This is a genomic window from Micromonospora sp. NPDC005291 (assembly GCF_040607415.1).
Taxonomy (GTDB): domain Bacteria; phylum Actinomycetota; class Actinomycetes; order Mycobacteriales; family Micromonosporaceae; genus Micromonospora.
Genome location: NZ_JBEXGR010000001.1, coordinates 50562 through 76941, shown reverse-complemented (window position 1 = coordinate 76941; position 26380 = coordinate 50562). Strand labels below are relative to the sequence as shown.

Below are 26380 nucleotides of genomic sequence, written 5' to 3'. Positions count from 1 at the left end.
CCGGCGTCCGTCTTGGCGCGGTAGGTCATGGGTGATTTATTGGGTTTCAGGGATATCGTTCCGCCCTTCTGGTGACCGGTCCCTTTATGCGGTTGTGATGCGATGTGGTAAAAGAACCTGCCCCGATGCTGCCTGGTGAAATAAGAGCTGGTCACATCGCCAATTCGACATTGGACGGTGCTCCGGTATAGTGCGACCAATCCCTTTGAGTGTGCCGGAAGGCGTCTGGTCTGCGTGATGACACCTGGGCTGGAAAGTGCGTCGACGAGCCCGCGATTCGTCGGGCGGCGACCACAGTTGGCGCGTATCGGGAGAGCCCAGGCGGCCCTGCTGAGCCGTGGCCGGCAGATGGTTTGCGAGGTGGTCGGGGAGCCGGGCGTTGGCAAGACCCGGTTCGTCCGCGAGGCCCTGGAGTTGTGCGTCCCCACCGTCCCCTGGGCCGTCGGGACCTGCGCGCCGGACGAGCGAGGAGTCCCCTTCCATGTGTTTCGGCACGCCTTCACGGGGGGTCAGCCACTCCGACGCGGGCTGCGTGCCGCGCAATCCACCGGAGAGACCTGGGCGGAGTCCGCCGCCGCGGTGCCACCGGCGCCGGCGCGGGCGTCGGATGCCCGGCGGTTCCGGACCTACCAGTTGGCCCGGCGGCTGATCGGTCTGGCAGCCCGGGATGGTCTGGTGCTGATCCTCGACGATCTGCACTGGGCGGATGACTCGTCCACCGGTCTGATCGCCCACCTACTGCGGTATCCGGTGCCCGCCCCGCTGCTGCTCGTGCTCGTCTACCGCCCGCGGCAGATGGCGACCCCGATGCCGTTCGGTCCACCGGACCCCGACGAACCCGCCGATGCGGCACCGACGTCACACGATCGGATCGAGCTCCGCCCTCTCAGCCTCACTGAGGTCGCGCTTCTGCACCCCCACGTCGACCAGGTGGAGCTGCGCGCCCGGTACGACCTGACCGGCGGCAACCCCGGTTACCTGGCGGCGCTGCCGGGCGACCCCACCTCGCACAGCGCCGACCCGACCCGTGAACCACAGGGCGCCCGGCTGTCCGATGCGGCGGTGACCGTCCTGCGCCGCGAGTGGACGGGTCTGCCGTCCGTCGAGCTGGCCTGCCTGCGGGCCGGGGCGATCCTCGATGCGCCCTTCCGCGCGGACCTGCTCGCCGAGGTTGCGCAGGTCCCGACGTCACTGGCAGTCGAGGCGGCCTGGCGGTTGGCCCGGCTTGACCTGATCCGCCGCGTCCCCGGCACTGGACGGTTCGCCTTCCGGCACCCGGTGCTGCGGATGGCGGTCGCCCAGGACACCGACCCGGAGTGGCAGGTGGAGGCGTGTGCGCGGGCCCTTAACGCGCTGGTCGATCTGGGCGCGCCACCTGCGGATCGAGCCCGCTACGCGGAGCGCCTGCTCGCCCTGCCGAACGGCCGTTGGGCCGACCGCTGCGTCGACGTGCTCTGCCGAGCCGCGCAGGAGATCCGGCGCGAGACACCGGACCTGGCCATCCGCTGGTTGCGGCTGGCGCTGCGTGCGCTGCGGCCGACGGCCGGTTCGACGCAGCGTCGCCAGGACGTGTCACTCGCGCTGGCCCAGATCACCGGGGAGGCGGGCGACCTGGCCGAGAGCAGGGCCCTGCTCCAGGAGATCGTGCCGCTGTTCCCCGCCGACCCGGAGGGACGACGGGCCCAAGCGGTAGCTCTCTGGGCGCGGGTGGAACGCCTGCTCGGTAACTACGCGGAGGCGGCGGCTATCAGCCGGCGCGAGTTGGCCGCCCTGCCAGTCGGTGCCGGGCCCACCCCCGGCTACCGACTCGCCACCGAGATCGGCGTCGCCGGCATCCTGGCCGGCCGCCCCGTGCCCGACGGGCTCACCGGAGATCTCGGCGGCTTCGGCGCGGACCGGGCCGGCCTGCTCGCCGTCCGCAGTCTGGCCGCCGCGCACGACGGCGCACTCGACGACGCCCGGGGCCTGCTCGATGCCGGCGTCCGGATCGTCGACTCACTGCCGGACCGGGACGTGCGGGACCACCCCGACTGCCTCACCGCGCTCGGCCTGAGTGAGCTGTACCTCGAACGGCAGGCCGACGCGGTGCGGCACCTCGACCGAGGGCTCACGCTCGTCCGCGCCTCGCACCGCGACGACGGATTGTGCGAGCTGCTGCTCGGTCGCAGTCAGGTGGCCTACTACGGCGGCCAGCTGACCACCGCCATCGGATTGGCCACCGAGGCGGGCATCGTCGCCCGGCGCATCGGCAGCCGCCACCTGCTGAGCTTCGCCCTGGCGTTCGAGGCGGAGGCGACGGCGTGGCGTGGTGGCCTTCGGGACGACGACCGGGCGGTGGCGCTGGCCCGCAGCGCCGTGGGAATCGCCCCCGACCTCGCCACCTGGTGCGGTCGTACCGCCGCGACGGCGCTGGCGACTGCGGCTCTGCTGTCCGGAGATCCGGCGACCTGTACCGAGCTGGTGCGCTCAGCCGGCGGCGACAGCCGGCTGAGCCGCTTCCAGACCACCCTCCGGCCCATGTGGTACGAGCTGCTCTGCGCTGCCGCGCTCGCCGCGGGCGAGGTGGTCGACGCCGAGCGGCAGGCGCGGCTGGCAATGGCCGAGGCGGATCAGGTCGGTCTCCCCGGGCAGCGGGGCTTCGCCGAGTCGGCGTACGGCGAGGTGTTGCTCGCCCGTGGCGAGGTCCCGGCGGCGCTGCTGCACCTGGAGACGGCGGCCGACCTGTTCCGCGCCGGTGGGATGGTCCTACGGCGCAGCCTTGCGTTGGCCTCCCTGGCCCGGGCGGCCGAAGCCGCGGACCAGGCCGTCCCGGCGGCGCGTGCCCGCCGCCGGGCGCTGGAGCTGGCCGGGTGGTGCGGGACGGAACGAGTCAGCCTGCGACTGGCCCGTCCGGTCGGCCCGCGCGAGGTCGCCGCCCTGACCGACCGGGAATGGCACATCGCGCGGTTGGCGACGACCGGGGCCACCAGCCGACTGATCGGGCGGCAGCTGAACATCAGCCCCCGCACGGTGGAGGCGCACCTGACCCGCATCTACCGCAAGGCGGGCGTCGCTTCCCGGTCGGGTCTGGTCGCCTGGGTCGCTCGGCTCGATGACACCGATCGGTGACCGCGTTCCAGGGCGGATGACGTCGTTTGGTGCAACGCCGACAGGCCGGGCAGCACGAGGCCGCGCCGCCACCGGTCTGGCACGACAACCGCTCACATACTCGACTGCATCGGGCCCGATTCCCGTGGACCGGTGGCGGATGGAGGACGAGATGCTGGGCGAAAGATCCGTCAGGAGCCCGCGTACCCCCGCCGCCGGCGTGCCGGCGATGCCGTTCGCCGCCGCCGCGGTGGCGCTGCTCGTGCTCACCGGCTGTGGTGGCGAGCCGGTGGACGCGGCCACCCCGGCGCCCCAGGGTTCGGCCACTTTCGGTCGGGACCGGGCCGCGCTGGTGCTCACCGCCTTCGACCAGGCTGACTCGGCCGCCTCGGTGGCCGGTGACGTCGAGGCGCTGCGGGTCCAGGAGGTTTCGCCCTCGCTGGACCTGAGCATCGCCGCAGTACGCCGGGCCGCCTACAACCAGCGTGCGCAACCGTCCTTCCAGCACATCAACCCGGCCTTCGCGGTGCCGCCCGGCGACCCGGCCTGCTTCCTCGCCACGGCCACCCTCAGGCTGACCGGCTCGGAGCTGGCTCCCACCGACGTCAGCCAGTTCCTGCTCGGTGCCGACGGCCAGTGGAAGCTCAGCCACAACGTCCAGGTCACGCAACCGTCGCTGGTGGTCGCCCGGAGCCTCGACGGCCGGCCGGCCACGGCGGGCGGCACCGCCCTGGACGAGACCAGCCGTCGGGCACTCGCCGCCGAGGTGTTCGCCCGCAGCATCGGGTCCACGACGGGCAATCAGACCCTCGTCGCGTCGAGCCCGCTGCTCGATGGCCAGTTCGCCGGCGGTTGGGAGGTCTACGGGCAGCAGCTCGCCGGTGTCGGCGCGGCGGCGCAGCGGACGATGGACCGGGCGGAGTGGTCCGACTGCGCGGTCGCGGTGCCGACCGGCACGCTGACCTTCTTGACGCTCCATGCCACCGACACGCTGCGTCCGGCGCCCGGCGGCCCGGCCACCGTCCAGATGGTGCCGCAGAGCCCGGACCTGATTGCCACCGGTCATCGCACGGCGATCAGTGGAAAGTCGATCCGGGTCACCCGGGTGGAGACCTTCCTGCTGCTCGTACCGGCGCAGACCGCCGGCACATCGGTGCTGGGGCTCAACGACACCGCGCTGACCGTCACCGTCAGCTGACCCGGTCACCGATCGTCCACGGCGCCCCCGACGGCAGAAACCGGTGGCATCAATCGGATCGGACGCCCCGGACCGCGACGATGGCAGCAGTCGTGATCAGGGCGGGGCCGGTGGTGCCGCGGTCCGGCACCAGGCTCGGGAGGAGGAACCATGTGGCGTCCGCGCTTCCGATCGGACTACGTGCCGGTGCGGCTGCCCGACGGCCCGCTCGTGGTGCTGGGGGAGACCCGCAGCCTGCTCATCGACGACCCGGTCGCCGCGGACCTGGCCGACCAGCTCGACGGCGCCGCGCCGCTGGCCGACGTGGTGGCCCGGCTGGCCACCCGGCACCCGGTCGCCGCCGTCGGCGCCGCCCTCGCCCGGCTGCGCGACCACGGCCTGCTGGTGTCCGGGCCGGCGCACACCTCGCCAGCCGAGGCCGCCGGCTGGGACGCCCGGGGTGTCCCGCCCGAGGCCGGGCAGCGGTGGATGGCCGGGGGAAGGGTCACCATCGTGGACCTCGGGGCGCCCCGGGTGGCCGAGACCGCCGACGCGCTGCGCGCCCTCGGGCTCGCCGCGACAGTGGTCGGGCCGGAGGCAACGGACCCCGACCCGGGCACCGCCCAGGTGCTGGTGCTGCCGTCGTCGATGCTCGACCCTCGGCTGGCCTTGATCAACGACCGCCAGCTGGCTGCCGGTCGCGCGTGGACCCTGGCCCGGCCACACGGCAACGTCGTCTTCCTCGGCCCGCACCTGGTGCCGGGCAGCACCGGCTGCTGGGTCTGCCTGCGGCAACGCTGGCAGGAGAACGAGCAGGTGAACGCCTTTCTCGACGGGCAGGACCTGGCGGATCCGCTGCCGCAGCCCGGCCGGGCGGTCCTGCCCGGACTGGCCACCATGGCCGCCGGGCTGCTCGCCGCCGAACTCGCCGTGCTGGCCGTACGGGGCACGTCACCCCGCCTCACCGGCCGGATGGTCGCCCTGGACACCCGGGACCTGAGCACGGAGAGCCACCAGTTGGTACGCCAGCCGCAGTGCCCCGCCTGCGGCGACCCGGACCTCGTCCGCAAGGCCGAGCCACGGATCGATTTGCCACCGAGCGGCGCCCAGCCCAGTCGGGCCGGGGACTCCCGCACCCGGGAACCCGCCGAGGCGTACGCCGCGCTCGTTCACCACGTCAGCCGGTATCTGGGCGTGGTGAGCCGGCTGACCTCGCTGGAGGCGACCGACAACGGCGTCACCCACACCTACTCGGCCGGGCACAACTTCGCCCAACCCCGCCAGCTCGCCGGGTTGCGCCGCAACCTGCGCGGGCAGAGCGGCGGCAAGGGCCGGACCGACCTGCAGGCCCGGATGAGTGCGATCGGGGAGGCGGTGGAGCGCTACTGCGGGGTGTGGCGCGGCGACCGCCCCGTGCACCGGGCGAGCTACCGGCAGCTCGGTCCGGACCGGGCGGTACACCTGCGGGAGTTGCTGCTGTTCTCGGAACGTCAGTACGCCGACCGGTCCCGGCTCAACGGCGACCTGGGCCACCTGCACCGCATTCCCCGCCCGCTGCCCGACGAGGTGGAGCTGGACTGGACCACGGGTTGGTCGCTGACCCGGCAGACACCGCGCGAGTTGCCCGCCGCGTACTGCTGGTACGGGCATCCGGAGCTGACCGGGCTGGGAGTGTGCTCGGCCGACTCGAACGGCTGCGCGGCCGGCGGCAACCTGTCCGAGGCGATCCTGCAGGGCTTCTGCGAACTCGTGGAGCGCGACAGCGTGGCCCTGTGGTGGTACCACCGCTCCCGGATGCCCGGGGTGGACCTCGCCTCGTTCGCCGACCCGTGGACCGCCGCATGCGTCGACCATCACGCCACCGCGCTGGGCCGTGAGCTGTGGGCTCTCGACCTGACCGCCGACCTCGGCGTACCCACGTTCGCCGCGGTGTCCCGGCGGGTCGACCGAGGGCCGGAGGACGTCCTGGTCGGCTTCGGCGCGCACCTGGACGCGCGGGTCGCGCTGACCCGGGCGCTCACCGAGGTGAACCAGTTCCTGCCCGCCGTTCCCGGACCCACCTCCGCACGCAACCGGTACGGCGTCGACGATCCGGACACCGCACGCTGGTTCGGCACCGTGCGCGTGGCCGACCAGCCCTGGCTGTCCCCGGACCCCACCCGGCCGCCGCGCACCGCAGCGGACCACCCGGCGCTGACCACCGGCGATGTCGGGGATGACGTGCGTCGTTGCGTACGCCGGGCGGAGCGGGCCGGCCTGGAGGTGATCGTCGTCGACCAGTCCCGCCCGGATGTCGACCTGGCGGTGGTGAAAGTCGTCGTGCCGGGCCTGCGGCACTTCTGGCGCCGGCTCGGTCCCGGCCGGCTGTGGGACGTGCCGGCCCGCCTCGGCCGGGGCCCGCTGGCCGTCGACGAGACGTCGGCCAATCCGCTGAACGTCTTCTTCTAGCCGGCGCTCCCGGGCCTACCGGGGACGTGGGAGGGATGTGGGGATGACCACCGTGGTGGACCCGGTCGGCTGGCGGTCGTCGTGAGCGGCTCCGTCGGCGGTCCGCCGATTCAGGAGTCGTACCGGCTGCGCCGTGACGCGGAACTGCGGCTCGGTGAGGACGGCTCGCTGACCCTGCGGCAGACCCGCTTCCAACTCACCCTGGAGCAACCGGGCATGGGCCGGCGGGCGCTGCTGCTGCGGCTCGCCGCCGACTGGGTCAGCGACGTCGAGGTCGGCCGGCTGATCAGCGGCCTGGAGGGGGAGAGTCGCGTGCTGCCCGCGCAGTTGCTGCTGCGTCGGCTGCTCGCCCACTCCTGGCTGGAGCGCCGTGTCCAGGTCGACGACCGGGCGCTGCTCGACCTGGTGCCCACCGGCCTGGGTCGGGGCAGTCTGCCGGAGAGCCGCCTGCACACACCCGGGGTTCGCTACCGGCTCTCCCGCTTCGCCATCCTTCAGCACGAACGGGGCATGCTGGTGGCCGCATCGCCGCTGAGCACCCTCGCCGTCGGCTGCGCCGACGCCGCCCTCGGCGCGGTGCTGGCCGCCGCCGTGCCGGGCATCGGTCCCGACACGGTGGCCCGCACGCTCGGTGTGCCGCCGGAGGCCGCCGGCCGGGTGCTCGACGAGTTGGCCACCGCCCGGATCCTGGTCACCGACGCCGAGTTCGAGGCGGAGTGCGACGACGCGCCGTTGGCCTACTGGTCGCCGGAGGAACTGTGGCTGCACCACCGCTCCCGGGCCGGCCGACACGCGCTGCCGGTGGGCGGCACCTACCGGATGCGGGAGCGCTTCGCCCCGCAACCGCTGCGCCGCCCGTTCGACGGGGGCCGGGCGGTCGAGTTGCCGCTGCCGGACCTGGCGACGATCGCGAAGGCGGATCCCGCGTTCAGTCAGGTCGTCTCGGACCGGCGCAGCGTGCGCGAACACGACGACGCCGCGCCGCTGCCCCTGGAGCGGCTGGCGGAATTCCTGCACCGGTCGCAGCACACCATCGCCGTCGGCGAGGCCGGCGGGCAGGAGGTCGGCCACCGGCCCTACCCGGGCGGCGGCGGGGTCTACGAGCTGGAGATCTATCCACTGGTCGCGCGCTGCGCCGGGCTTGATCCAGGGCTCTACCACTACGACGCGGTCGGGCACCGGTTGGAACCGGTCGCCGGCTGGGGACCGGCCGCCGACCGGCTGCTGGCGTACGCCCGGGCGGCCGGCGCCATGCCTCGGTCGCCGCAGATGGTCCTGGTGGTCACCGCCCGGGTCCAGCGGCTGATGTGGAAGTACGAAGGGATGAGCTACGCCATGATTCTCAAGGACGCGGGTGTGCTGACCCAGCAGATGTATCTCGTCGCCACCGCCATGGGGCTGGCACCGTGCGCCCTCGGCGCCGGGGACTCCCAGGCCTTCGCCGAGTTGTCCGGGCTCGACCCGCTGGTCGAGCCGAGCGTGGCCGACTTCCTGCTCGGCTCGCGCCGCGCCGCCGGCTCGGCCGGAGCGGAGGGCCGGCCATGAAGTTCCGGCGGCAGGCGCTGCGCCAGTTGGAGGCGCCCGAGCAACTGGACCGGGCGGTCCGACTGACCACGGTGCCGAACTGGCTGGCCACCACCGCGCTGGTCATCGTCGTGGTCGCCGCGGGTGTCTGGTCGGTGCGCACGGTGGTACCCCGGACCGTCGAGGCGGCCGGGGTTCTGATCCACTCCAACGGGATCTCCGCCCTCGACGCGCTCGAGAGCGGTCAGGTCACCAAGGTGTGGGCGTCACCGCACCAGCGGGTGCCGAAGGGCACTCCCCTCTACAGCCTGCGTACGGCGGACGGCAAGGTGCGGGTGGAGACTGCGCCGGGTGACGCGTACGTCGTCGCCTGGCTGGTCTCGGAGGGCGAGATCGTCACCCCGGGCACGCACCTGGCCGACCTGGAACGGCTCGACACCGCCGGGGACGCGTTGCAGGCCGTCGTCTACGCCCCCGCCGTCGCCGCGCCGCTGCTGCAACCCGGCGTGTCCGTCGAGGTGGCCGCCGCAGCCGCGCCGCGCAACGTGTTCGGCACCCTGGCCGGCCAGGTGACCACGGTCGGCGCGTTCCCGGAGACCGAGGCCTCGCTGCGCGCCTTCCTGGGCACCGGGCCGGACGTCCGGCGGCTGCTCGCCCGCGGCAGCGTGGTCCGCGTGACGGTCGCCCTGGTGCCCGACCCGGCCGCCCCGGGCGGCCTGCGCTGGACCAAGTCCCCGCCGCCGTTCCAGCTCAACTCGGCCAGCGAGGTCACCGCCTGGTTCACGGTGGACCGGGAACACCCGATCGACTGGTTGCTGCGGCGATGAGCGCGTCGACGACCGCCGCCAGCGGCGCGCCGGAACTTCCCAGGATCCGGCGGCGGCGAGTCCGCACGCCCACCCTGATCCAGATGGAGGCGGTGGAGTGCGGTGCCGCCGCGCTCGGCATCCTGCTCGCCCACCATGGTCGACACGTGCCCCTGGAGGAGTTGCGCCGGGTGTGCGGAGTGAGCCGGGACGGCTCCACCGCGGCCACCGTGCTCAAGGGCGCCCGCCGGTACGGAATGGTGGCCAAGGGATTCCAGATGGACCTGGGCGGCCTGGCCACCGTGGCGCTGCCGGCGGTGCTGTTCTGGCGGTTCGAGCACTTCGTGGTGCTGGAAGGGCTCGGTCGCAAGGTCTTCATCAACGATCCGGCCACCGGTCCCCGCGCGGTCAGCTGGGAGGAGTTCGACGGCGCCTTCACCGGCATCGTGCTCACCATGGAGCCCGGCCCGGAGTTCCGGCCGGGCGGTACCCGCTACCGGCTGGTCCGGGCGCTGGCCGAGCGGTGGCGCGGCCCGGGCTCGGCGATCGCGCAGATGCTGCTGCTCGGCCTGCTGATCGCCGTGGTCGGTCTGACCATCCCGGTGATGGCCCAGGTCTTCGTCGACCGGGTGCTGCTACAGGAGGATCGGGCCGCGTTCGCCGGCCTGGTGGTGGCGGTGGCGGTGGCCACCGTGCTGACGTTCCTGGCCAGCCTGCTCCAGCAACGCCTGACCGTACGCGCGGAGACGGCGCTCGCCCTCAGCAGCGCCGCCAGGTTCTTCCGACATCTGCTGCGGCTGCCGCCGACCTTCTTCGACCAGCGGCAGGCTGCCGACCTCAGCCAGCGGGTCCGCGGCAACGAGGTGGTCGCCGAGGTGCTCACCCGCCGGGCGGCCACCACCGTGGTGGACACCGGCCTTGTGCTGGCGTACGGGGCACTGCTCTGCCAGTACGACCTGCTGCTCGGACTGTGCGCGGTGGTCCTCGCCGGGCTGAACGTCAGCGTGCTCCGCTACGTCGCCTCGACCCGGTCGATCGCCGTCGCCGGCCTCCAGGCGGATCGCAGCAAGCTGGTGACAACCGTCTACACCACGGTCCAGATGATCGAGACGGTGAAGGCCGGCGGCGAGGAGGAACGCGCCGTGGCCCGGTTCGCGGCGCGCCACGCCACCGTCGCCACCCGGCAGCAGCGGCTGGGGGTGCCCACGGCGGTGCTCTCCGTCCTGCCGGCGTTCCTCGCCTCGGGGACCACCGCGGTGCTGCTGGGGTTGGGCAGCCGGCAGGTCATGGCGGAGGCGATGAGCGTCGGCGTGCTGGTCGGCATGCAGAGCCTGGCCGTCGCGATGAACCGACCGTTGGGCAATCTGACCGCGCTGGGCTCGCGGCTGCAGGACATGAGCGCCGACCTGAACCGGCTGCGCGACGTGGAGCGGTACCCACTGCCGTCGACCGAGGACCGACCCGCCCGCCTGTTGACACCGATGGAGGGGCACCTGCGCATCGAGGAGGTCACCTTCGGCTACAACCCGCTGGGCCGTCCACTGCTGGAGAACTTCAGCCTGGACCTGCCGCCGGGTGCCCGGGTGGCGCTCGTCGGGCGGTCGGGCAGTGGCAAGTCGACGGTGGGCCGGCTGGTCGCCGGGCTCTACCGTCCATGGACGGGCCGGGTCACCGTGGACGGCCTTGAGCGGCCGGCGGCCGACGACGGCCTCTGGGCGGCCACCGTCGCCATGGTGGACCAGGACCAGCGGCTGTTCGAGGGGACGGTCCGGGACAACGTCACCATGTGGGACCTGACGGTCGCGGACGAGGACATCGTCACCGCGCTGACCGATGCGTGCCTCTACGACGAGGTCGCGGCCCGTCCGGGCGGCCTGGGTAGCCCGGTACGGGAGAACGCCCGCAACTTTTCCGGTGGACAGCGGCAGCGGCTCGAGATCGCCCGAGCACTTATCCGCAACCCCCGGGTGCTGGTGCTGGACGAAGCCACCAGCGCGCTGGACGCCGAAACCGAACGCCGGATCGACCTGCACCTGCGTCGGCGGGGGGCGACCTGCCTGATCGTGGCTCACCGCCTGTCCACGGTCCGCGACTGCGACCTGATCGTCGTGCTGGACGGCGGTCGGGAGGTGGAGCGCGGCACCCACGAGCAACTGGTCGCCCGGGACGGGGTGTACGCGCGCCTGGTCCGGGACCACTGACCACGACGATCCGAGGAGACGCTGATGAGTGGCGCGGTGGAGGATTCCCCGGCCGGCGGCCTGATCGGCTTCTGCGCGGAGGGCGTACGCCAGGTCTGTCGCCTGGACGGCCCGGTGGCCGGCTGGCTGGTGACCGGCGGCGAGGCCGACCTGTTCGCGGTGCGCCGGGCCGGGATGAGCCCCTCGCGTCGTCACCATGTGGCCCGGCTGCCCGCGGGTGGCCTGGTGCCGACGTCCACCGCGATCGGTGCGTGGCAGTTGATCCTGGTGCCGCTGCCCGGCACGGAGTTGTGCGGACTGTCCCGGCGTCACCTGTCCCTGCTGGAGCGACACGTCCGGCTCGGCCGCGTGGCGGACGAGGGGGTGTCGCTTCGGGCGCGGACCGCCGCGATGGAGTTGGTCGCGGCGGTGGACCTGGTGCTGGTCACCATCGCCGACGCGCTGCGCCGCGGGCAGGCGCCCCGGGAGGCGTCGACCCTGCGTGGACGCGAGATCATTTCGCTGGCGCAGGGCAGCGCCCTCACCTCCACCGGCGGTGCCTGGTGGCTTCGCAGCGCCGGCGGACAGCTGCGACGCAACGACGGTGGCCCGGCGGAGATGTCGGGGGAGCGGGAGTTGCTACTGGTCGCCGAGCGGGACTGGGTGGTGGCCGAGTCGCCGTGCGCGGTGGAGAGCCACGGCAGCTGGGACCTGCTGGTCAGCGGTCAGCTCCGGTCGGCGGTCGACCAGCATGTGGCCCGGCTGCTGCGGATGGTGGAGACCCGGATCGAGGAGGCCGACGCGGCCTTGCTGAGTGCCGTGGAGCGGCGCCGGCAGGCCGACGCCGCGGTGCTCGCCGCGGCGGCCCGCCGGTCGATCGGGGTGATCGGCGCGGGCGGCGCGGTTCCGATTCCGGACGGGGAGGCCGGCTTCGACCGGTACGGGCGGGCGGCCTCGGTGGTCCGGGTGGTCACCGAGGGGATGGGCAGCCCGATCAACGAGCCGGCCGACCGTAGCCGCGCGCCGCTGAACGACCGGGCGGCGGTGCACGCGGTGACCCGAGCGTCCAGCCTGTTCCTGCGTGAGGTGCGGCTGCCGGACCGTTGGTGGCGGCGGGACCTGGGGCCGCTGGTGGGGTGGCGGGCGGGCGACGACCCGGAGCGCGCCGTCGCGGTGCCGCTGGTGTTCCGCCGAGGCCGCTACCACCACGTCGACCCGGACACCCGGGCGTACGGTCCGGTCGACGCGACGGTGGCCGCGACGTTCGCCGCGGAGGCGACCGAGGTGCAGGCGCCGCTGCCGCCGACCGCTCGGATGCGCCACCTGCTGCGGGCCGGGCTGGTCGGTGCGCGGCGCGACGTGCGGGGCCTGCTGTTCGCCGCCGCCTGCGTGGCGCTGCTGGGCCTGGGCGTACCGCTGGCCACCGGCGAGGTGCTCGGCCAGCTCGCCCGGCAGGGCGAGGTGAACGGCCTGTTCGGCTTCCTCGCGCTGATGCTCAGCGCCGCCGTGGTCGCGGGGCTGGTCGGTGTGGTGCAGAACCTGCGTCTGCTGCGGTTGGACGGCCGGATGCAGTCCGGCGCGCAGCTGGCGATCTGGGACCGGCTCATGCGGCTGCCGGCCCGGTTCTTCGCCGGTCGCAGCAGCGGTGAGATCGCCAACTCGATGTTGGGGATCTCGTTCGTCGGTGAGGCGCTGAGCGCGCTGCTGCCGCAGCTCGTCTCGGCGGCCGCGACCGTCGCGGTGACCCTCGGCATGCTCCTGGTGGTCGAGCCCGTGCTCGGGCTGTGGGGGGCGGGGATCGTCGCCGTCACCATGCTGACCTTCGGCGCGTTCGCCGTACTGATCGTTCGTCAGCAACGGTCCGCGCTGCCGGCCGAGCACCGGGCGGCGGCGATGACCAACCAGCTGCTCGGCGGCATCGTCAAGATCAAGTTGGCGGCCGCCGAATCCCGGGCCCACGCGCGCTGGTCGGAGGTGGCCGCAGTGGCTCGGGCGGCGCTGCAACGGGTCCGACAGAGTCAGGCGGGCCTGGTCGCCTTCGGCACCGTGCTGCCGGTCGCCGGTCAACTGGTCCTGTTCGCCGTGCTGATGGGGCCGCTCGCCGGCCGGGTCGCGCCGGCCGACTTCTTCGTCCTCAACGTCGGCTTCGCGATGCTGCTCGGCGCGCTGCTGGTGTTGGTGTCGGCCGGGGTCGAAGTGATCGCGGCAGTGCCCCGGCTGGGCAGCCTGCGGGAGATCCTGCGCGCCGACCCCGAGGCGCGGCCGGACCGGGTGGACCCGGGGGAGTTACGCGGCGAGGTCGCGCTGCACCGGCTCACCTTCGCCTACCAGCCGGACGAACCGCCGGTGCTCGTCGACATCGACCTGCACGTCCGTCCGGGTGAGTTCGTCGCCATCGTCGGCCCGAGCGGCTGCGGAAAGTCCACACTGCTCCGCTTACTGCTCGGGTTCGAACGCCAGCAGCAGGGCGCAGTGCTCTACGACGGCCAGGACCTCTCCGAACTCGACGTGCACGCGGTCCGCCGGCAGTGCGGGGTGGTCCTGCAGGATGGCCAGCTCTTCGCCGGCTCGGTACGGGACAACATCTGCGGCGCCGGCAGCTTCCCACTGGACCAGGTCTGGGAGGCGGCGCGGATGGCCGGTCTCGCCGACGACCTGGAGACGCTGCCGATGGGGATGAGCACGATGGTGCCGTTCGGCGGCGGGACGCTCTCCGTCGGGCAGCGGCAGAGGGTGCTGATCGCCCGCGCGCTGGCTCCCCGACCGCGGATCATCTACCTCGACGAGGCGACGAGCGCTCTGGACAACCGGACCCAGGAGGTGGTCAGCCAGAGCACCGCGGCCCTGGCAGCGACCCGGGTGGTCATCGCCCATCGACTGTCCACGGTCCGTGCGGCGGACACCATCGTGGTCCTCGAAGCGGGGCGGATCATCCAGCGGGGCAGCTTCGACGAGCTGATGGAACACCCCGAAGGGCTTTTCCACCGGTTGGCGCGGCGGCAACTGCTGGCCGAACCGGAACCATCCGACGCCGTGGTGGAGAGCCGGCAGCCGGACGGGCAGCGCGCGACAAGCTGACGGTTCGGTCAGCCGTTGTCGATGACCGTGCTGTCTTCCAGGCACACGTCGGTGTCGAGGTGGTTCTCCAGCAACTCCGCGACGTGTGCCTCCGACTGGTTCTCCACGGCGAGCCGGAACGCCTCGGTGAGCACGTTGACCACGCCCTGGGTCAGCAGCAGGGTTTCCCGGTCGAGGTCGGCCCAGGACGACCGGGCGCCGCTGCGCACCAACTCCGGAGCGAGGGCCAGCAACCGGGCGGTGACGGCGGCGACCAGCTCGTCGGCCACCGGCCGGAGGCTGTCCAGGACCTCGCTGAGGGTCTGCAGTGCCGGCACCGTGCCCACCCGTACCCGGTGCAGGTCCAGGGCGGCGCGCAGTGGGCGTGGCCGGACGGTGCGGACGGTGCCGTCGGTGGTCCGTCCGATCACGCCGTGTCGGGTCAGCGCGTGGGCCAGCGCGGGACGGTCGGCGGTCAGGCGTTGCAGCATCGCGGTCAGTCCGTCGGGCGCCTCGTCACTGGCCCGGACCCCGAGCATCGCCTCGATGGACACCAGGTTGAAGCCCTGCCGCTGCAGGGCGAGGATCGCGTCCAGCCGGCGGACGTGGGAGTCGTCGTAGAGCGCGGCCCGGCCGCGCCGCACCGGCGGGGGCAGCAGCCGTCGGGCCTGGTGGGCACGGATGTTGCGCGGAGACATCCCCACCTTGCGGGCGAGTTCCTCCACGCTGTACCCGGCCGGGCCGCCGGGCGTCGTCGTCACCTCGTCGATGGTCACGGTGGCCTCCGGCAGCACTCGGTGACGGAACGCGGCACCCCGTCGAACCGCGGTGACGGTGGGCGGTGCGCCGATCGCAGCGTATGTGCGGGCACCGGGCGCGTGACAGGCGAGGAATTACTACTTGTCCACAGTGGTGGCAATCATTAGAATCGCTCTCCGCCGCCAGTCGCTGATTCCCCAATTACCCGGCTTTCGCCGCAGCGTGACCTTTTCGCGGCCACATTCGATGAAATTCCCGCTCTTTGGGCGGACCGGATACGCCAGTGGCCCACGATGAAGCGAAACCGGCGGCCGGAACCTCCCGCGCTGCCTGTCGCCGCCGCAGGCGGCCGACCATCGAAGGGAGCAGGGCGTGACACCTGTCGATCGAGCGGTCTTCGTGGCCGCGTACAGCCGGTTGGTCGCCGACGTCTGGGCCGACCCGGTCAAGGAGCAGGCGCTCGACCGGGACCCGCGGGGGTTCCTCGCCGGCTACGGGCTTCAACTGTCCGAGAATGTGCAGGTCCGGGTGGTCCGGGACGTCGCCGACACCGATCCGGACATCGAGGTGCAGATCGAGTCCTGGCAGCTGGCGGAGACCACGGGCACCTTCGCGCTCTTCGTGCCGTCGCTGCTTCCGGTGGCCCAGTCGGAGCTGGCCGAGGACGAGCTGGACAGCGTCGTCGCCGGCCTGGACCCCAGCTGTGCCTGCTGCTGCCCGTGCTGCTGCACCTGACACCGATGTCTGCCGCCCACCGGCCCGCGCGGCAGATTCTGATGACAGTCAGACGAAATCATTGATTGTCGAGCCTCGATCTTCGTAGCGTTCTCGCCACAGCGATCTACCGGCCATCTTGCAGCGACCCCGAGGAAAGGACCGAACGATGAGCAACGACGAACAGGAATATGGCGCGAGGTTCGTGACCAAGTACTCGGAACTGGTCACCGCAGTGTGGCGCAGCGACGAGGAACTCCAGCGCCTCCTCGCCGATCCGACCGGCTACGCGACGGCGGCCGGCCTGCCGGTCGCCCCCGGCGCCAGGGTCGAGGTCGACCGCGCCCAGCCCGCCACGCTCTACACCAAGGATCAGGTCGTCGCCGACTGGTCCGGCACGCCCGGCCTGCACGTGCTGCACGTGCCCGAGGTGCCGCTGGTCGACCTCAACGAGCTGACCGAGGCCGAGTTGGAGACGGTCGCCGGTGGCGTGGCCCCGGTGGCCGACAACAACGTCAACATCATCGCCGTCCTCATCCTCTGAGTTTCCCACCCCCCGCCGGGAGCCTCGATGACTGACACGACCGAGACCATCGCGTTCCGAGCCGGCACCTACCGGACGGCCACCGTGGAGCAGACCTGGGAACGGATCGGTGGCATGCTCGACCGTTTCCGGATCACCCGGGTCGCCGACATCACCCGCCTCGACGAGATCGGCCTACCGGTGCACGTCGCCTACCGGCCGGTCGGAGCCACCATGGCGGTGAGCGTCGGCACCGGCGCCACGGCGACGCAGGCCCGGGTCAGCGCGGTAATGGAGAGCATCGAGTCCTGGCATGCGGAGAACCTCCGGCCGGGGACCGTCGTCCGGTCCCCGGCCGAGGCGCTCGACCTGCCGTACGACGTCCGGTGGCTGCACCTGGCGGAACGCTCGCCCCTGACCCCTGCCGTCGAGCTCGACTGGGTGGCCGGCCGTGGGCTGGTCACCGGTGTGCGTTGCCTGGTGCCCCGCGCCACCATCGAACTCGACTTCACCATCCGGCGTGGCTGGGACCGCGCCCTGTTCACCCCCAGCAGCAACGGGCTGGCCACCGGGAACACCTTCGCCGAGGCCAGCCTGCACGCCCTGCTGGAGGTCATCGAACGCGACTGCATCGCCCCGTACTGCACCTCCCCGTTGGCCGAGCGCACCTATGCCGACCCGGGCACCGCCACCAACGCGATGACCCGCACGGTGCACGAGGCGCTGCTGCGGGCCGGCTGCTGGGTGGAGATCTGCGACATCACCAACGCTGTCGACGTACCCTGCTACGCCGCCTCGATCTGGTCCCCGGACCTGCCGGTCACCTTCGGCGGCTTCGGCTGCCATGTGGACCCGGAGATCGCCGTCGGTCGGGCCATGGCGGAGGCGGCGCAATCGCGGCTGGTCATGGTCTCCGGAGCCCGGGACGACATCGACGCCACCGCGTACCACGACGTCGGCGCACCGCCGGTGCCGCCCCCCACCGTCGACCGACCCGTCCGGCCGGTCCGCCGGGACACCCCGCCTGTGGGGGACGTGACCCAGGTGCTGCGCGAGCTGGCGTCGCGGGTGCAGCGGGTCACCGGCGTCGAGCCGTTCAGCGTCGACCTGACGCACGACGACATCGGCATCCCGGTGAGCAAGGTGTTCGCCCCCGGCCTGCGAATGTTCGACGAGCGGGCCCTGAGTACCCGACCGGGAGTGCCACGTGACTGACGTCGTCTTCATCGGTCCGAGCCTGCCGGTCGACGAGGTCGGTCGGCTGCTGCCCGACGCGGTGGTGCTGCCGCCCGTCGCGCACGGCGACCTGCTCCGCCTGGACGTCGCCCCCGGTGACCGGGTCCTCGTCATCGACGGATTCTTTCTGCAACACCCGCCGGTCCGCCACCGGGAGATCCTCTACCTGCTCGACCGTGGAGTGACCGTGGCCGGCGCCGCCAGCATGGGCGCCCTGCGCGCGGCCGAGTTGTGGCCGTTCGGCATGCGTGGCGTGGGCGAGGTGTTCCAGCTCTACCGCGACGGCGTCGTCACGGGCGACGACGAGGTGGCGGTCGTGCACGGGCCCGCCGAGGACGGCCACCGCGCGTTGAGCGTCCCGCTGGTGAACATCCGGGTCGCGCTGCGCCGTGCCGTCGCGGCCGGCGTGCTCAGCGACGCCGAGGCCGTGCTGCTGCTGGACATCGGCCGGGACCTGCCCTTCCGGCGGCGGTCGTACCGCGCGCTGGAGCGCAGCGCGCCACCCGAGGCGGCGGCCGTGGTGGACCGGTTTCTGACCTGGCACCGGCGGGACCCCTGCGACGCCAAGGGCACCGACGCACGGATGCTGCTGTCGATGGCGGCGGACAACGCGCCCGAGCTGTGCCCGGCGCACGCCGGCGACCAGCCGATCGACAACCTGCACACCCGCTTCCTCGACAGCTGGCGATCGCGGTTCGCCGGGGAATCGGTCGGCGGGCACTGGGCCAGCGACCGGGAGGCCGCCGCGGTGCTGATGCTGCTGCACCCCGAGACGCCGACCTGGCACCGGCGGGGGGTGCTGGCCGGGCTGGCCGAGGTCGACATCGACGACCCGATGGTCGAGGAGCGTGCCCGCGAGGCGGCCCGCCTGCGGGGGCTGACCGCTGCGCTGCCGAGCAGGTCGGACTGGCTGGCCGACCGGGAACGGGGCCTCGGCGATCGCGAGGCGGTGCTGCGGGTGTTGGTGCGGGCGTTCGGCACCACGCCGTACCGCAGCCTGGCGCTGTGGATGGTCGCGGCGCCGCTGCGTACCCCCGCGTTGCTCGCCGCGGCGCGGCAGGTCGCGGCGACCGCGGCGTCGCTGAACGAGACGCTCGTCCCGCGTACGACGGGTCACCGCCGCCCGGGTGGTCGGCTGCACTTCCGCACCGAGGTCGTCGACCAGTGCTTCGCGAGGCTGTGGGGCTGTGCCCCCGACGGGCTGGAAGCGGCGGCGTGGGACCGGGGCTTCGTCGACCTGGCGGCGTTCCGATACGCCGCCGAACCGTTGGTGGCGTACGTCAAGGCGTTCGGCGCCCCGCGACTGCCGGCGGTGGCCGAGCGCGCGCAGGAGGACACCCTGGCCGATTCAGCGGCCCGGGTCGGCTGAGGAGGAGTCGATGAGCGGCACGGTGAAGGCGGCACTGATCTACCCCCCGCTGACCGATCCCACCTCGGGATACCACTCCCTGAACTACCTCGATTCGTACGCCCGGGCGCAGGGGCACCGGCCGGCGGAGATCATCGACGCCAACATCGAGGCGTTCCACCACTCGTACACGCCGTCGGCGTACGACTGGCTGCGGCGGGAGTTGTCCCGGCTCTCGATCGACGACCTCAGCGGTCCGGACGCGCTGATGGCCCGGGCGAATCAGCTCGGCCTGCCCGACCCCGATCCGGAGCGGCTGCGACGGTCGATCGGGGTGCTGCAGGATCCGACCCTGTTCTACGACTACCGGCACTACCAGGACGCCGTCGAGGGCGTGATTTCCTGGATGGACGCGCTCGGCACGGTCGGATTCCCTGGGCAGTTCCACGCCGGCTTCCGGCTCCACCCGCCGCCGATGATCTCGATCGGCTCGGTGGCCGCGCTGACCGACGAGGCGCTCCTCGCTCGGCTCAACCGGCCCTTCCTGCCGTACTACGAGGACGTGCTGATCCCGCGGCTGGCCGCCGGCGGGCACCAGGTGATCGGGATCAGCGCCACCTACCAGTGGCAGCTCCCGTTCGCGCTCTGGATCGCCCGACTCGTCCGGCGGGCCTGCCCGGACGTCTTCCTCATCGCGGGTGGCACGGAAATCTCCGACGTCTGGAAGTGCGCCAGCAAACCCGAGTACGTCTTCCAGGTGCTGGCCGACTTCGACGCGATCGTGGTCGGGGAGGGGGAGACCGCGTACACGGAGATCCTGGACGCGGTGGAGGCCGGCACCCTGCCGGCCGGGCACCCCAACGTCCGGCTGCACCCGAAGTACGGCCGCCAGCGTCAGCTGCCCCTGCGCTACGAACGCCTGGCGCAGGTGCCGGTCCCGGACTTCTCCGGCCTGCCCTGGGACCTCTATCTCAGCCCGGAGCGGTTCGTCTACTATTCGCCGACCCGAGGCTGCTACTGGAACAAGTGCACTTTCTGCGACTACGGCCTGAACACCGACGGTCCCACCAGCCCGTGGCGGCAGAACACGGTGGACACGATGATCGCGGACGTCACCGAGCTGTCGAAGTTCGCCAAGTTCATCTACTTCTCGGTCGACGTGCTCGCTCCCGCGACCATCCTGCGCTTCGCCGAGCAGGTCGTCGAGCGGGGGCTGGACTTCCGCTGGGGTGCCGAGATCCGGCTGGAGAAGTACTGGTCGGACGAGCGTTGCGAGCTGTTGCGGCGCAGCGGCTGCGTGGCCATCTCGGTCGGCTTCGAGTCCGGTAACCAGCGCATCCTCGACCTGATCGACAAGGGCACCAAGCCGGAGCAGGCACGGCGCACCATGACCGCGATGACCAAGGCCAACATCGGCGTGCAGATGATGGGCTTCACCGGTTTCCCCACCGAGACCCGCGAAGAGGCGCTGGACAGCATCGCATTCCTGCGCGACAACCCGGACCTGTGGACCCTCGGCGGGCTCGGCGACTTCATGCTGACCCCGGGCGCCATCGTCGCCAAGGAGCCGGAGCGGTTCGGCATCACCAACGTGCGGCCGGTGGAAGGCTCAGACATCGTCCGGGTGCTCCAGTACGACGAGCCGGTGACCGAGGCGGTGCAGGCCGAGGTCGCCCAGGCCAAGGCCGGCCTGAACCCCGGGCACTACCACCGGCCGTGGCTGGGCAGCACCGACACCCCGCACACGTTCTTCTACCACGACCGCTACGGCACCGCGGTGCGCGGCGTACTCGCCCACGACCGGGTCCGGCACGACACCGACGACCAGACCGAGTTCCTCGCCAACGGCTCCTTCGTGGACCGCGACGACGAGCAGGTCTGGGACGCGTACCGGCGGATCCGGTCGGACGAGCAGGACGGCGTCCCCGGCGACCTGCCTGTGGACCGGCACCTGTTCCGCCGGGTCGACGGTCAGGTGTTCGCGCTCAACCGCAGCAGCCGGCTGTTCCTGGATCTCTTCACCGCGCCGCTCACCCTCGCCGAGGCGCAGCGTCGGCTCTGGATCGTCGAACCGACCGTCGCCGACCGGGTCTGGCGGACCTTCATCGGGCAGCGGCTGATCCGCCGGCATCAGCTCCCAGCCCCGACCGGGCCGGCGCGGTGACCCGACCGTCTTGATCGCGACCAGGGAACCGCGGTCAGAATGTGGCGATCGGGTTGACCGGGCTGCCGGACGTCCCGGCGAAACGGACCGGCGCGACCGCGAGCTGGAAGTCCCACTGGCCGAGCTCGACAGCCGTTGCCGCGCACGCCTCCAGGTCGCAGTTGTCGAGCAGCCACAGACCCATCGCGACGAGACTCACGGCGTGAACCGGCATCAACACGTCTTCGTACCCCGACGGCTGAACGTCCTGGGGGGTGTCTGCGCCGATCAGCGCGACGCCGCGTTCATGTAGCCACGGCAGGCAGGACGCGTGCCAGCCGGCCTGCGTGAAACCGCTGGCCTCACCGGCCTCGTGCCGGACGCGGCCGTAGCCGGTCCGCAGGAGTACCGCATCGCCGGGTCGCACCCGTACACCCTGGCGACGCTCGGCCTCCTCGAGATCGTCGGGAAACACACCCTGCCCCGGTTCCAGCCACGGCACACCGCGGGCCCTCGCAATGTCCAGCAGGACACCACGCGTGATGATTCCGTTCGCCGCCGCCGTGACGGCCGCCCACGCCGATCCCGTTGCGGCGTCGACCAACGAGTGCGACCGCCCGTTGTACATCGTGCCGTCCCAGAAGATGTGGCACGGCGAGTCGACGTGGGTGAGGGTGTTGCCGTGGAACGTGATGCCGATCCGCTCGGACGAAAAGCCCCAGCGCCGGTCGGCGTGGAAGCCGGGCACCGGAATGTTCTCGGCACCCGGCATGTCGGCGGCGCACGGGCACGTCGTCGTCGACCGCTCCATGTCCTCCGGCACGGCAACCTCCCACGCGCAGGACACGCTCCTGCCGTGGCGCACGGCCCGCGCCGCCGCCAGCCGGACGTCGTCGGTGATGTGGTTAAGAGTTCCGAGCTCGTCCTCGTCGCCCCACCGTCCCCAGTTCGACAGCGTGTCGAAATACCCGAGCACGTCGTCCTGTGTGGGTATCGGTCGCCCTGCCGTCATCCCAGCATCGACTCCTCCGGTCACGCGGTTCGAGGCACCGCGGGTAGGGTATCCCGCCCGCTGGAATCGAAGACCGCAATGACTAATCGATCAGACGACTCGTCCGCACCGCCGGCGCCGCGACCACCCAAGGTGTACGTCTCGACGAGTCTTTACCGACGTTCGTAGGCGGCCATGAAAACACGGACCGCCTCGTCTGCGTAGCGCTGTAGTTGCCGGCGGCTGTATGGCTTGTCTCGGGTCGAGAACATAGCCTCGTTCGCGGGGACTGACAAAATTAGATAGTTCAAATGTTGAGCGGCGAGCAGCGGGTCGGTCACCTGCAGGAGCCCACGGCTGGTCGAGGGTTCGGTCTGAGGAGCTGTCCCTGGGATGATGGTGCCGTGGTTGACCAGCGCGCCAAGTTCGACCTGCTTCGTAACGATGCCTTGGAGCAGTGTCGGCGGTGGTGGCCAACTGCGCCATGAACCGCGAACGGCAGCTGTCCGGGGTCAACAGCTACACCCGGGAGTTGAGGTTCAACCCTTTGGACGTTCTTGCCGCCGGCCTTGTCGGCACCGGCAGGGCTGAACCGTTGGCAGCCGCTTGGTTGGATTTGTGCTGCGGCACTGGTCGGGCGCTGATTCAGGCTGCTGAGGAGCTGCGCCTGGCAGGGCTGGCTGAGCGGACAGCTATCGTCGGGGTGGACCTGGTGGACGCCTTCGATCCCGTACCGGCACCACCGCTGAACCTGGAGCTGATCTGCGCCTCCGTCGCCAACTGGGCGCCAACGCGGACGTTCGACTTGATCACCTGTCTGCACGGACTGCACTACGTCGGAGACAAGCTCGCCGTCCTGACCCGGACGGCGGGCTGGCTGACTCCCACCGGCCGGCTCGTGGCCGATCTGGACCTGTCCAGCATCCGGCTTCCTGACGGGCGACTCGCTGGGCGGCGCCTCACCGCCCGGCTCCGCGCCGCCGGCTTCTCCTACGACCCCCGTCGCCGCCGGATCAGCTGCGTCGGCCGACGTGACGTCCGCCTCCCGTACCGGTACCTGGGCGCCGACGATCGCGCTGGTGCCAACTACACCGGACAACCCGCCGTGCATTCCTACTACACCGAAGACCACTGACGCACCGACAATGTTGTGACCGGGATCGGTCTCGCAGCCAGCCTGCGCGTTGACAGGGGGCGGTTCGGAGGGCGCCGACAATGGCAAGAGTGGGCCCCGCCTTCGTCTTGCAGCACCACCGCAAACCACGACCGTGCTAGCCAATGACGGTCGACCCAAAGCGGTGGGTCGTCGTCCGGCCGCCGGGCGTCCAGACCGGGATCCTGCTCGCTCGCGCCAACGGAGAACACCAACGCGGCGCAATCGGTAACCAGGTAGCTGGCTGACGTCGCACCACTTGCCAGTGCGGCGCCAAGGTCACACTTGGTCAGGATCGCGTCCGGAACGGGGCAAGGACGGAACGGATCTGGTCACCTGCGCCCCAGTCGTCGTCGAACTGGGCCAGCACGGCGAGGTGTTGCCGCAGCTGGACAATCGGCATGCGAGCCCGCCAGTCGCCGTCGAGCGAGGTCAGGTCCGCGTAGACCTCGAACATTCGTCGCGCCTCGGGCGGGGGCGAGGTGGACCACACATGCGCGAGGTCGACCTCGGCCCACATGTACGACACGGCCGGATCGATCAGCGCGGGCCGCCCGTCCGGAGTGGCCAAGATGTTCTGTACCCACAGGTCGCCGTGTGTCAGGCATGCCGGCTGGTCCGGCAGCAGGTCGGGCAGCCGGTGACACAACCGTTCCAGCGCCGCCCGGTCTCCGGCATCCAGTGCCGCCTCAACGCGAGGCTGCCCGAGCCACCGAAGCAGCCGGTGCTCTGCGAAGAATACGAAGCCGTCGTCATTCCACGTATTGATCTGGCGGCGGCGACCCAGCCAGTTGTCGTGGTGCCAGCCGAAGCGAGGATGGATCGTGTTCATGTGCATGCGGGCGAGCACGTGCGCGAACTGCTCCCAGAAGATCTCGCCGTGCGGCCTCGGCCGCAGCACCGACAACACGAGCAGTTCCCGGTTCGCCAGGATCACCTCGGGTGTCGCCACCCCGCCGAGCTCGCGTAGGGCGGCCAGCCCCGCGGCCTCCGCGACGAAGACGTCGTCGGCCGGGGCTTCGGCGAAGGCCTTGACGAACACCGACGGTGCGTCCCGGCGGGTGGCGATGCCCGCGAGCGCCGCGACCCCACCCGTCACCGGCTCCACCGTGACGACCTCGCGCATCCCGGCCCGCAACAGGCGCTCCAGCAGGACCGTCGTCGAGCGCATCAGGACGGATACACCTCCTGGTCCTTGGTCGCCCCTGCGCCGAGGTCGCCCTCCGCCGCCTCGACGTAGCCGTCGAGCGAGGTGAGCATCGGGCAGAGGAGCATGTCTCGGTGCAGGTTGGATAGGTGCCGTCGTGGTGCAGTTTCCCGCTTACGTCCTGCCAGCTCCGAAGCCGCCGACCAGCCCTACTGCGACCAGCGCCAGGGTGAATGGACTCATCGCGAGGCGACGATCTGGTGGGATAGCGACCGCAACGTGCCGCGAGTCGGCGGATGCCACTGGCATGCCTGCAAGGTACGCGATCCGCGCCCACTGGGCTGGCCCCGAAGAACGCACTCCGCTGCCGCCGTTCGTGCGCTGCGGCTAGCGTCACACGACCGTTGAAGATCACGCCTTGCGGCGTAGTTCACGCAACACTCCGTGCCGGCGCGCGGTCCACACGAGGCGCCGGACGCTCGGGTGCCGCACGAACAACACCGCCACCCGGCGGATCAAGCCGAACCGGTTGTCGCTCACCTGGTTGTCAACAGCCTGCCAGATCAGCTCGCGCACCTTGGCGCTGTCCAGCACCGCCCGTACCTCCCGCCGCACCGCAGGATCCTCGGCCGCCGAAGCGATGGCGGCAGCCTGACCCGGCCGGTCCGCAAGCGGCTCCACCACCGCTGCGACGAGCGGCCGGCGCACCTCGTCCTGCTCCAGCATCAGCAAGACCGCCTCCCGAATCTCGATCGTGTCCAGGCCGGATCGCAGCAGGCTCAGCAGGCTGATCTCAACCTCGCGATCATGATCCGCGACGGACAGCGTGGCCAGCAGGACCGCCACCTCGTCGAGATCGATGAGGTGGCGCACTCCGTTGCGGAACTCCGGCAGCCCCCACGCAACCTGCAGAGCCTTCACGAGATTGCGGTTCATGAGCCATCCGCTACCCGGAAGCGACAGCCGGCGAAACCCCGCGATCTATCCGGTCCAACGCATCGGCCACGAGCCCCGTTGGATCGGGCCGGCTACCTGCCGTGTGAGCTGGGGCGTCGCCGCGACGACTTCGGTGCGTCAGACCGGGACGGGCGGACAGCTCGCGCCGGCCGGCGTTGTGGCTCTCTCGGTCAGGTACCGCTCGACGTAACTTCGGGTGCACTCCGTCCGTGGGTAGCTGCCGTACCGGTGGGTTGGTCGCTGACCGGGCCGTCGCCGAGTCAGATCAGAACTGCGGCGAGAGCGCGGAACGCGTCGGCGGGGAATGTGGTGGCGTCGCCGCCGTTGAGTACCTGGACCGCCACCTCGTCCGCCCCGGCCTGGTAGTGCTTGTCCAGCCCGGCCGCGACCTTTTCGGCGGTGCCCCAGGGAATCAGGGCGTCGACGAGTCGGTCGCTGCCGCCTCCGGCGAAGTCTTCGTCGGTCCAGCCGAATCGCCGCAGGTTGTTGGTGTAGTTCGGTAGGGCGAGGTATCCGCTCGTGTACTGCCGTGCGGTGGCACGCGCGATGGCGGCGTCCGGTTCGAGGACCACCGCGACCTCGGGAGCGAGCAGCCGGTCAGACCCGAGTGCCGCCCGGGCCTCGGCGGTGTGCTCGGCAGGGACGAAGTACGGGTGCGCGCCGGTCGAACGGTCGCGGGAGAGCTCAAGCATCCGCGGGCCGAGTGCGGCCAGGATCCGCCGCTCGGGAGGGAGCCCGGCCGCGTCGAGACCGTCGAGGTACTCCACCATCTTCGAGTACGGCTTGCGGTAGGTGGTGCCGCTGCCTTCCAGCAGCACCGCGTGGCTGGCGCCGAGACCGAGCAGGAACCGGCCGGGATGGGCGCGCTCCGCGTCCTGGGCGAACGCCGCCGCCTCAGGGGGCGACGAGTGCCAGATGCTCACAATCCCTGACGCGACCCCGATGCGCTTGGTCCCGTCCAGGATCTCCCGGAAGCGTGGGGCGACGTTCTCCTCGAAACCGCCCGAGAACCAGAGCCGTGAATAGCCGAGCTCCTCCAACTCGGTCGCGGCATCGATGGCCGCGCCCTGACTCGCGCTACCAAGGAAGAACGGTTGCCATACGCTGACGAGTCGCTGTGCCATACCGAA

Annotated in this window: 19 protein-coding genes and 1 pseudogene; 14 read left to right on the top strand and 6 right to left on the bottom strand. The window is 71.6% G+C overall.

Annotated elements, in window-relative coordinates:
• Window positions 1-237 precede the first annotated feature (237 nt).
• From ABZT18_RS00295 to ABZT18_RS00265, 7 genes are all read left to right on the top strand, one after another.
• Window positions 238-3108: an AAA family ATPase gene (locus ABZT18_RS00295; RefSeq protein ID WP_354993526.1), complete on the top strand. Its 2871-nt coding sequence runs from the start codon at window positions 238-240 to the stop codon at window positions 3106-3108.
• 151 nt (window positions 3109-3259) lie between these two features.
• Window positions 3260-4285, top strand: coding sequence for a hypothetical protein (locus ABZT18_RS00290; protein ID WP_354993527.1), 1026 nt, complete (start codon window positions 3260-3262; stop codon window positions 4283-4285).
• A 150-nt stretch (window positions 4286-4435) separates the two neighbouring features.
• Window positions 4436-6712: a TOMM precursor leader peptide-binding protein gene (locus ABZT18_RS00285; protein WP_354993528.1), complete on the top strand. Its 2277-nt coding sequence runs from the start codon at window positions 4436-4438 to the stop codon at window positions 6710-6712.
• An 81-nt stretch (window positions 6713-6793) separates the two neighbouring features.
• Complete coding sequence (locus ABZT18_RS00280; RefSeq protein WP_354993529.1) at window positions 6794-8257, top strand: SagB family peptide dehydrogenase; 1464 nt, start codon at window positions 6794-6796, stop codon at window positions 8255-8257.
• Complete coding sequence (locus ABZT18_RS00275) at window positions 8254-9063, top strand: hypothetical protein (protein ID WP_354993530.1); 810 nt, start codon at window positions 8254-8256, stop codon at window positions 9061-9063. The genes ABZT18_RS00280 and ABZT18_RS00275 overlap by 4 nt, the downstream gene beginning before the upstream one ends.
• Window positions 9060-11243 (top strand): NHLP family bacteriocin export ABC transporter peptidase/permease/ATPase subunit, encoded by a 2184-nt coding sequence (locus tag ABZT18_RS00270; RefSeq protein ID WP_354993531.1) that lies wholly within the window; start codon window positions 9060-9062, stop codon window positions 11241-11243. The genes ABZT18_RS00275 and ABZT18_RS00270 overlap by 4 nt, the downstream gene beginning before the upstream one ends.
• Before the next feature lie 24 nt (window positions 11244-11267).
• Window positions 11268-14300, top strand: coding sequence for an ATP-binding cassette domain-containing protein (locus ABZT18_RS00265; protein WP_354993532.1), 3033 nt, complete (start codon window positions 11268-11270; stop codon window positions 14298-14300).
• 8 nt (window positions 14301-14308) lie between these two features.
• Here the strand turns inward: ABZT18_RS00265 and ABZT18_RS00260 are convergent, their stop codons facing one another.
• The gene (locus ABZT18_RS00260) at window positions 14309-15055 is read right to left on the bottom strand and encodes a MerR family transcriptional regulator (protein ID WP_354993533.1); all 747 of its coding nucleotides are present in this window, start codon (window positions 15053-15055) and stop codon (window positions 14309-14311) included.
• A 355-nt stretch (window positions 15056-15410) separates the two neighbouring features.
• On the opposite strand from ABZT18_RS00260, the gene ABZT18_RS00255 reads away from it, so the two are divergent.
• The 5 genes from ABZT18_RS00255 to ABZT18_RS00235 all read left to right on the top strand — a co-directional run bounded on the left by ABZT18_RS00255 (window position 15411) and on the right by ABZT18_RS00235 (window position 21023).
• On the top strand, window positions 15411-15773 hold the full coding sequence (locus ABZT18_RS00255) for a hypothetical protein (RefSeq protein ID WP_354993534.1): 363 nt from the start codon (window positions 15411-15413) through the stop codon (window positions 15771-15773).
• 148 nt (window positions 15774-15921) lie between these two features.
• Window positions 15922-16296, top strand: a complete 375-nt coding sequence (locus ABZT18_RS00250; protein ID WP_354993535.1) for a hypothetical protein — start codon at window positions 15922-15924, stop codon at window positions 16294-16296.
• Between the two features lie 27 nt (window positions 16297-16323).
• Window positions 16324-17490 carry a YcaO-like family protein gene (locus tag ABZT18_RS00245; protein WP_354993536.1) on the top strand — a complete coding sequence of 389 codons (1167 nt, stop codon included), beginning with the start codon at window positions 16324-16326 and terminating at the stop codon, window positions 17488-17490.
• Window positions 17483-18880 carry a TfuA-like protein gene (locus tag ABZT18_RS00240; protein ID WP_354993537.1) on the top strand — a complete coding sequence of 466 codons (1398 nt, stop codon included), beginning with the start codon at window positions 17483-17485 and terminating at the stop codon, window positions 18878-18880. The genes ABZT18_RS00245 and ABZT18_RS00240 overlap by 8 nt, the downstream gene beginning before the upstream one ends.
• Window positions 18881-18890: 10 nt before the next feature.
• Window positions 18891-21023, top strand: a complete 2133-nt coding sequence (locus ABZT18_RS00235; RefSeq protein WP_354993538.1) for a radical SAM protein — start codon at window positions 18891-18893, stop codon at window positions 21021-21023.
• 34 nt (window positions 21024-21057) lie between these two features.
• Here ABZT18_RS00235 and ABZT18_RS00230 read toward each other — a convergent pair whose 3' ends face one another.
• Both ABZT18_RS00230 and ABZT18_RS00225 read right to left on the bottom strand, forming a co-directional pair.
• The gene (locus tag ABZT18_RS00230; protein ID WP_355250029.1) at window positions 21058-22014 is read right to left on the bottom strand and encodes a cyclase family protein; all 957 of its coding nucleotides are present in this window, start codon (window positions 22012-22014) and stop codon (window positions 21058-21060) included.
• 152 nt (window positions 22015-22166) lie between these two features.
• Window positions 22167-22388: a TetR/AcrR family transcriptional regulator C-terminal domain-containing protein gene (locus tag ABZT18_RS00225; protein ID WP_355250185.1), complete on the bottom strand. Its 222-nt coding sequence runs from the start codon at window positions 22386-22388 to the stop codon at window positions 22167-22169.
• Window positions 22389-22450: 62 nt separating this feature from the next.
• On the opposite strand from ABZT18_RS00225, the gene ABZT18_RS00220 reads away from it, so the two are divergent.
• Window positions 22451-23128, top strand: a complete 678-nt coding sequence (locus ABZT18_RS00220; protein WP_354993540.1) for a class I SAM-dependent methyltransferase — start codon at window positions 22451-22453, stop codon at window positions 23126-23128.
• A 155-nt stretch (window positions 23129-23283) separates the two neighbouring features.
• Window positions 23284-23391: pseudogene (locus tag ABZT18_RS00215) on the top strand (VOC family protein); the annotation flags it as partial.
• Window positions 23392-23435: 44 nt separating this feature from the next.
• On the opposite strand, the gene ABZT18_RS00210 reads toward ABZT18_RS00215, so the two are convergent.
• The 3 genes from ABZT18_RS00210 to ABZT18_RS00200 form a co-directional block, all read right to left on the bottom strand.
• Entirely contained in the window at window positions 23436-24317 is an 882-nt protein-coding gene (locus tag ABZT18_RS00210; protein ID WP_354993541.1) for a fructosamine kinase family protein, read from the bottom strand.
• A gap of 387 nt (window positions 24318-24704) precedes the next feature.
• On the bottom strand, window positions 24705-25229 hold the full coding sequence (locus tag ABZT18_RS00205; protein ID WP_354993542.1) for a hypothetical protein: 525 nt from the start codon (window positions 25227-25229) through the stop codon (window positions 24705-24707).
• A gap of 281 nt (window positions 25230-25510) precedes the next feature.
• Window positions 25511-26374: an LLM class F420-dependent oxidoreductase gene (locus ABZT18_RS00200; protein WP_354993543.1), complete on the bottom strand. Its 864-nt coding sequence runs from the start codon at window positions 26372-26374 to the stop codon at window positions 25511-25513.
• Window positions 26375-26380: the final 6 nt, after the last annotated feature.

Bases quoted from the DNA above. Each gene is read 5' to 3' on its own strand.
- ABZT18_RS00265 (WP_354993532.1), top strand. From the start codon at position 11,268: ATGAGTGGCGCGGTGGAGGATTCCCCGGCCGGCGGCCTGATCGGCTTC.
- ABZT18_RS00210 (WP_354993541.1), bottom strand. From the start codon at position 24,317: ATGCGCTCGACGACGGTCCTGCTGGAGCGCCTGTTGCGGGCCGGGATG.
- ABZT18_RS00285 (WP_354993528.1), top strand. From the start codon at position 4,436: ATGTGGCGTCCGCGCTTCCGATCGGACTACGTGCCGGTGCGGCTGCCC.
- ABZT18_RS00230 (WP_355250029.1), bottom strand. From the start codon at position 22,014: ATGACGGCAGGGCGACCGATACCCACACAGGACGACGTGCTCGGGTAT.
- ABZT18_RS00205 (WP_354993542.1), bottom strand. From the start codon at position 25,229: ATGAACCGCAATCTCGTGAAGGCTCTGCAGGTTGCGTGGGGGCTGCCG.
- ABZT18_RS00270 (WP_354993531.1), top strand. From the start codon at position 9,060: ATGAGCGCGTCGACGACCGCCGCCAGCGGCGCGCCGGAACTTCCCAGG.
- ABZT18_RS00275 (WP_354993530.1), top strand. From the start codon at position 8,254: ATGAAGTTCCGGCGGCAGGCGCTGCGCCAGTTGGAGGCGCCCGAGCAA.
- ABZT18_RS00250 (WP_354993535.1), top strand. From the start codon at position 15,922: ATGAGCAACGACGAACAGGAATATGGCGCGAGGTTCGTGACCAAGTAC.
- ABZT18_RS00200 (WP_354993543.1), bottom strand. From the start codon at position 26,374: ATGGCACAGCGACTCGTCAGCGTATGGCAACCGTTCTTCCTTGGTAGC.
- ABZT18_RS00245 (WP_354993536.1), top strand. From the start codon at position 16,324: ATGACTGACACGACCGAGACCATCGCGTTCCGAGCCGGCACCTACCGG.
- ABZT18_RS00235 (WP_354993538.1), top strand. From the start codon at position 18,891: ATGAGCGGCACGGTGAAGGCGGCACTGATCTACCCCCCGCTGACCGAT.
- ABZT18_RS00295 (WP_354993526.1), top strand. From the start codon at position 238: ATGACACCTGGGCTGGAAAGTGCGTCGACGAGCCCGCGATTCGTCGGG.
- ABZT18_RS00290 (WP_354993527.1), top strand. From the start codon at position 3,260: ATGCTGGGCGAAAGATCCGTCAGGAGCCCGCGTACCCCCGCCGCCGGC.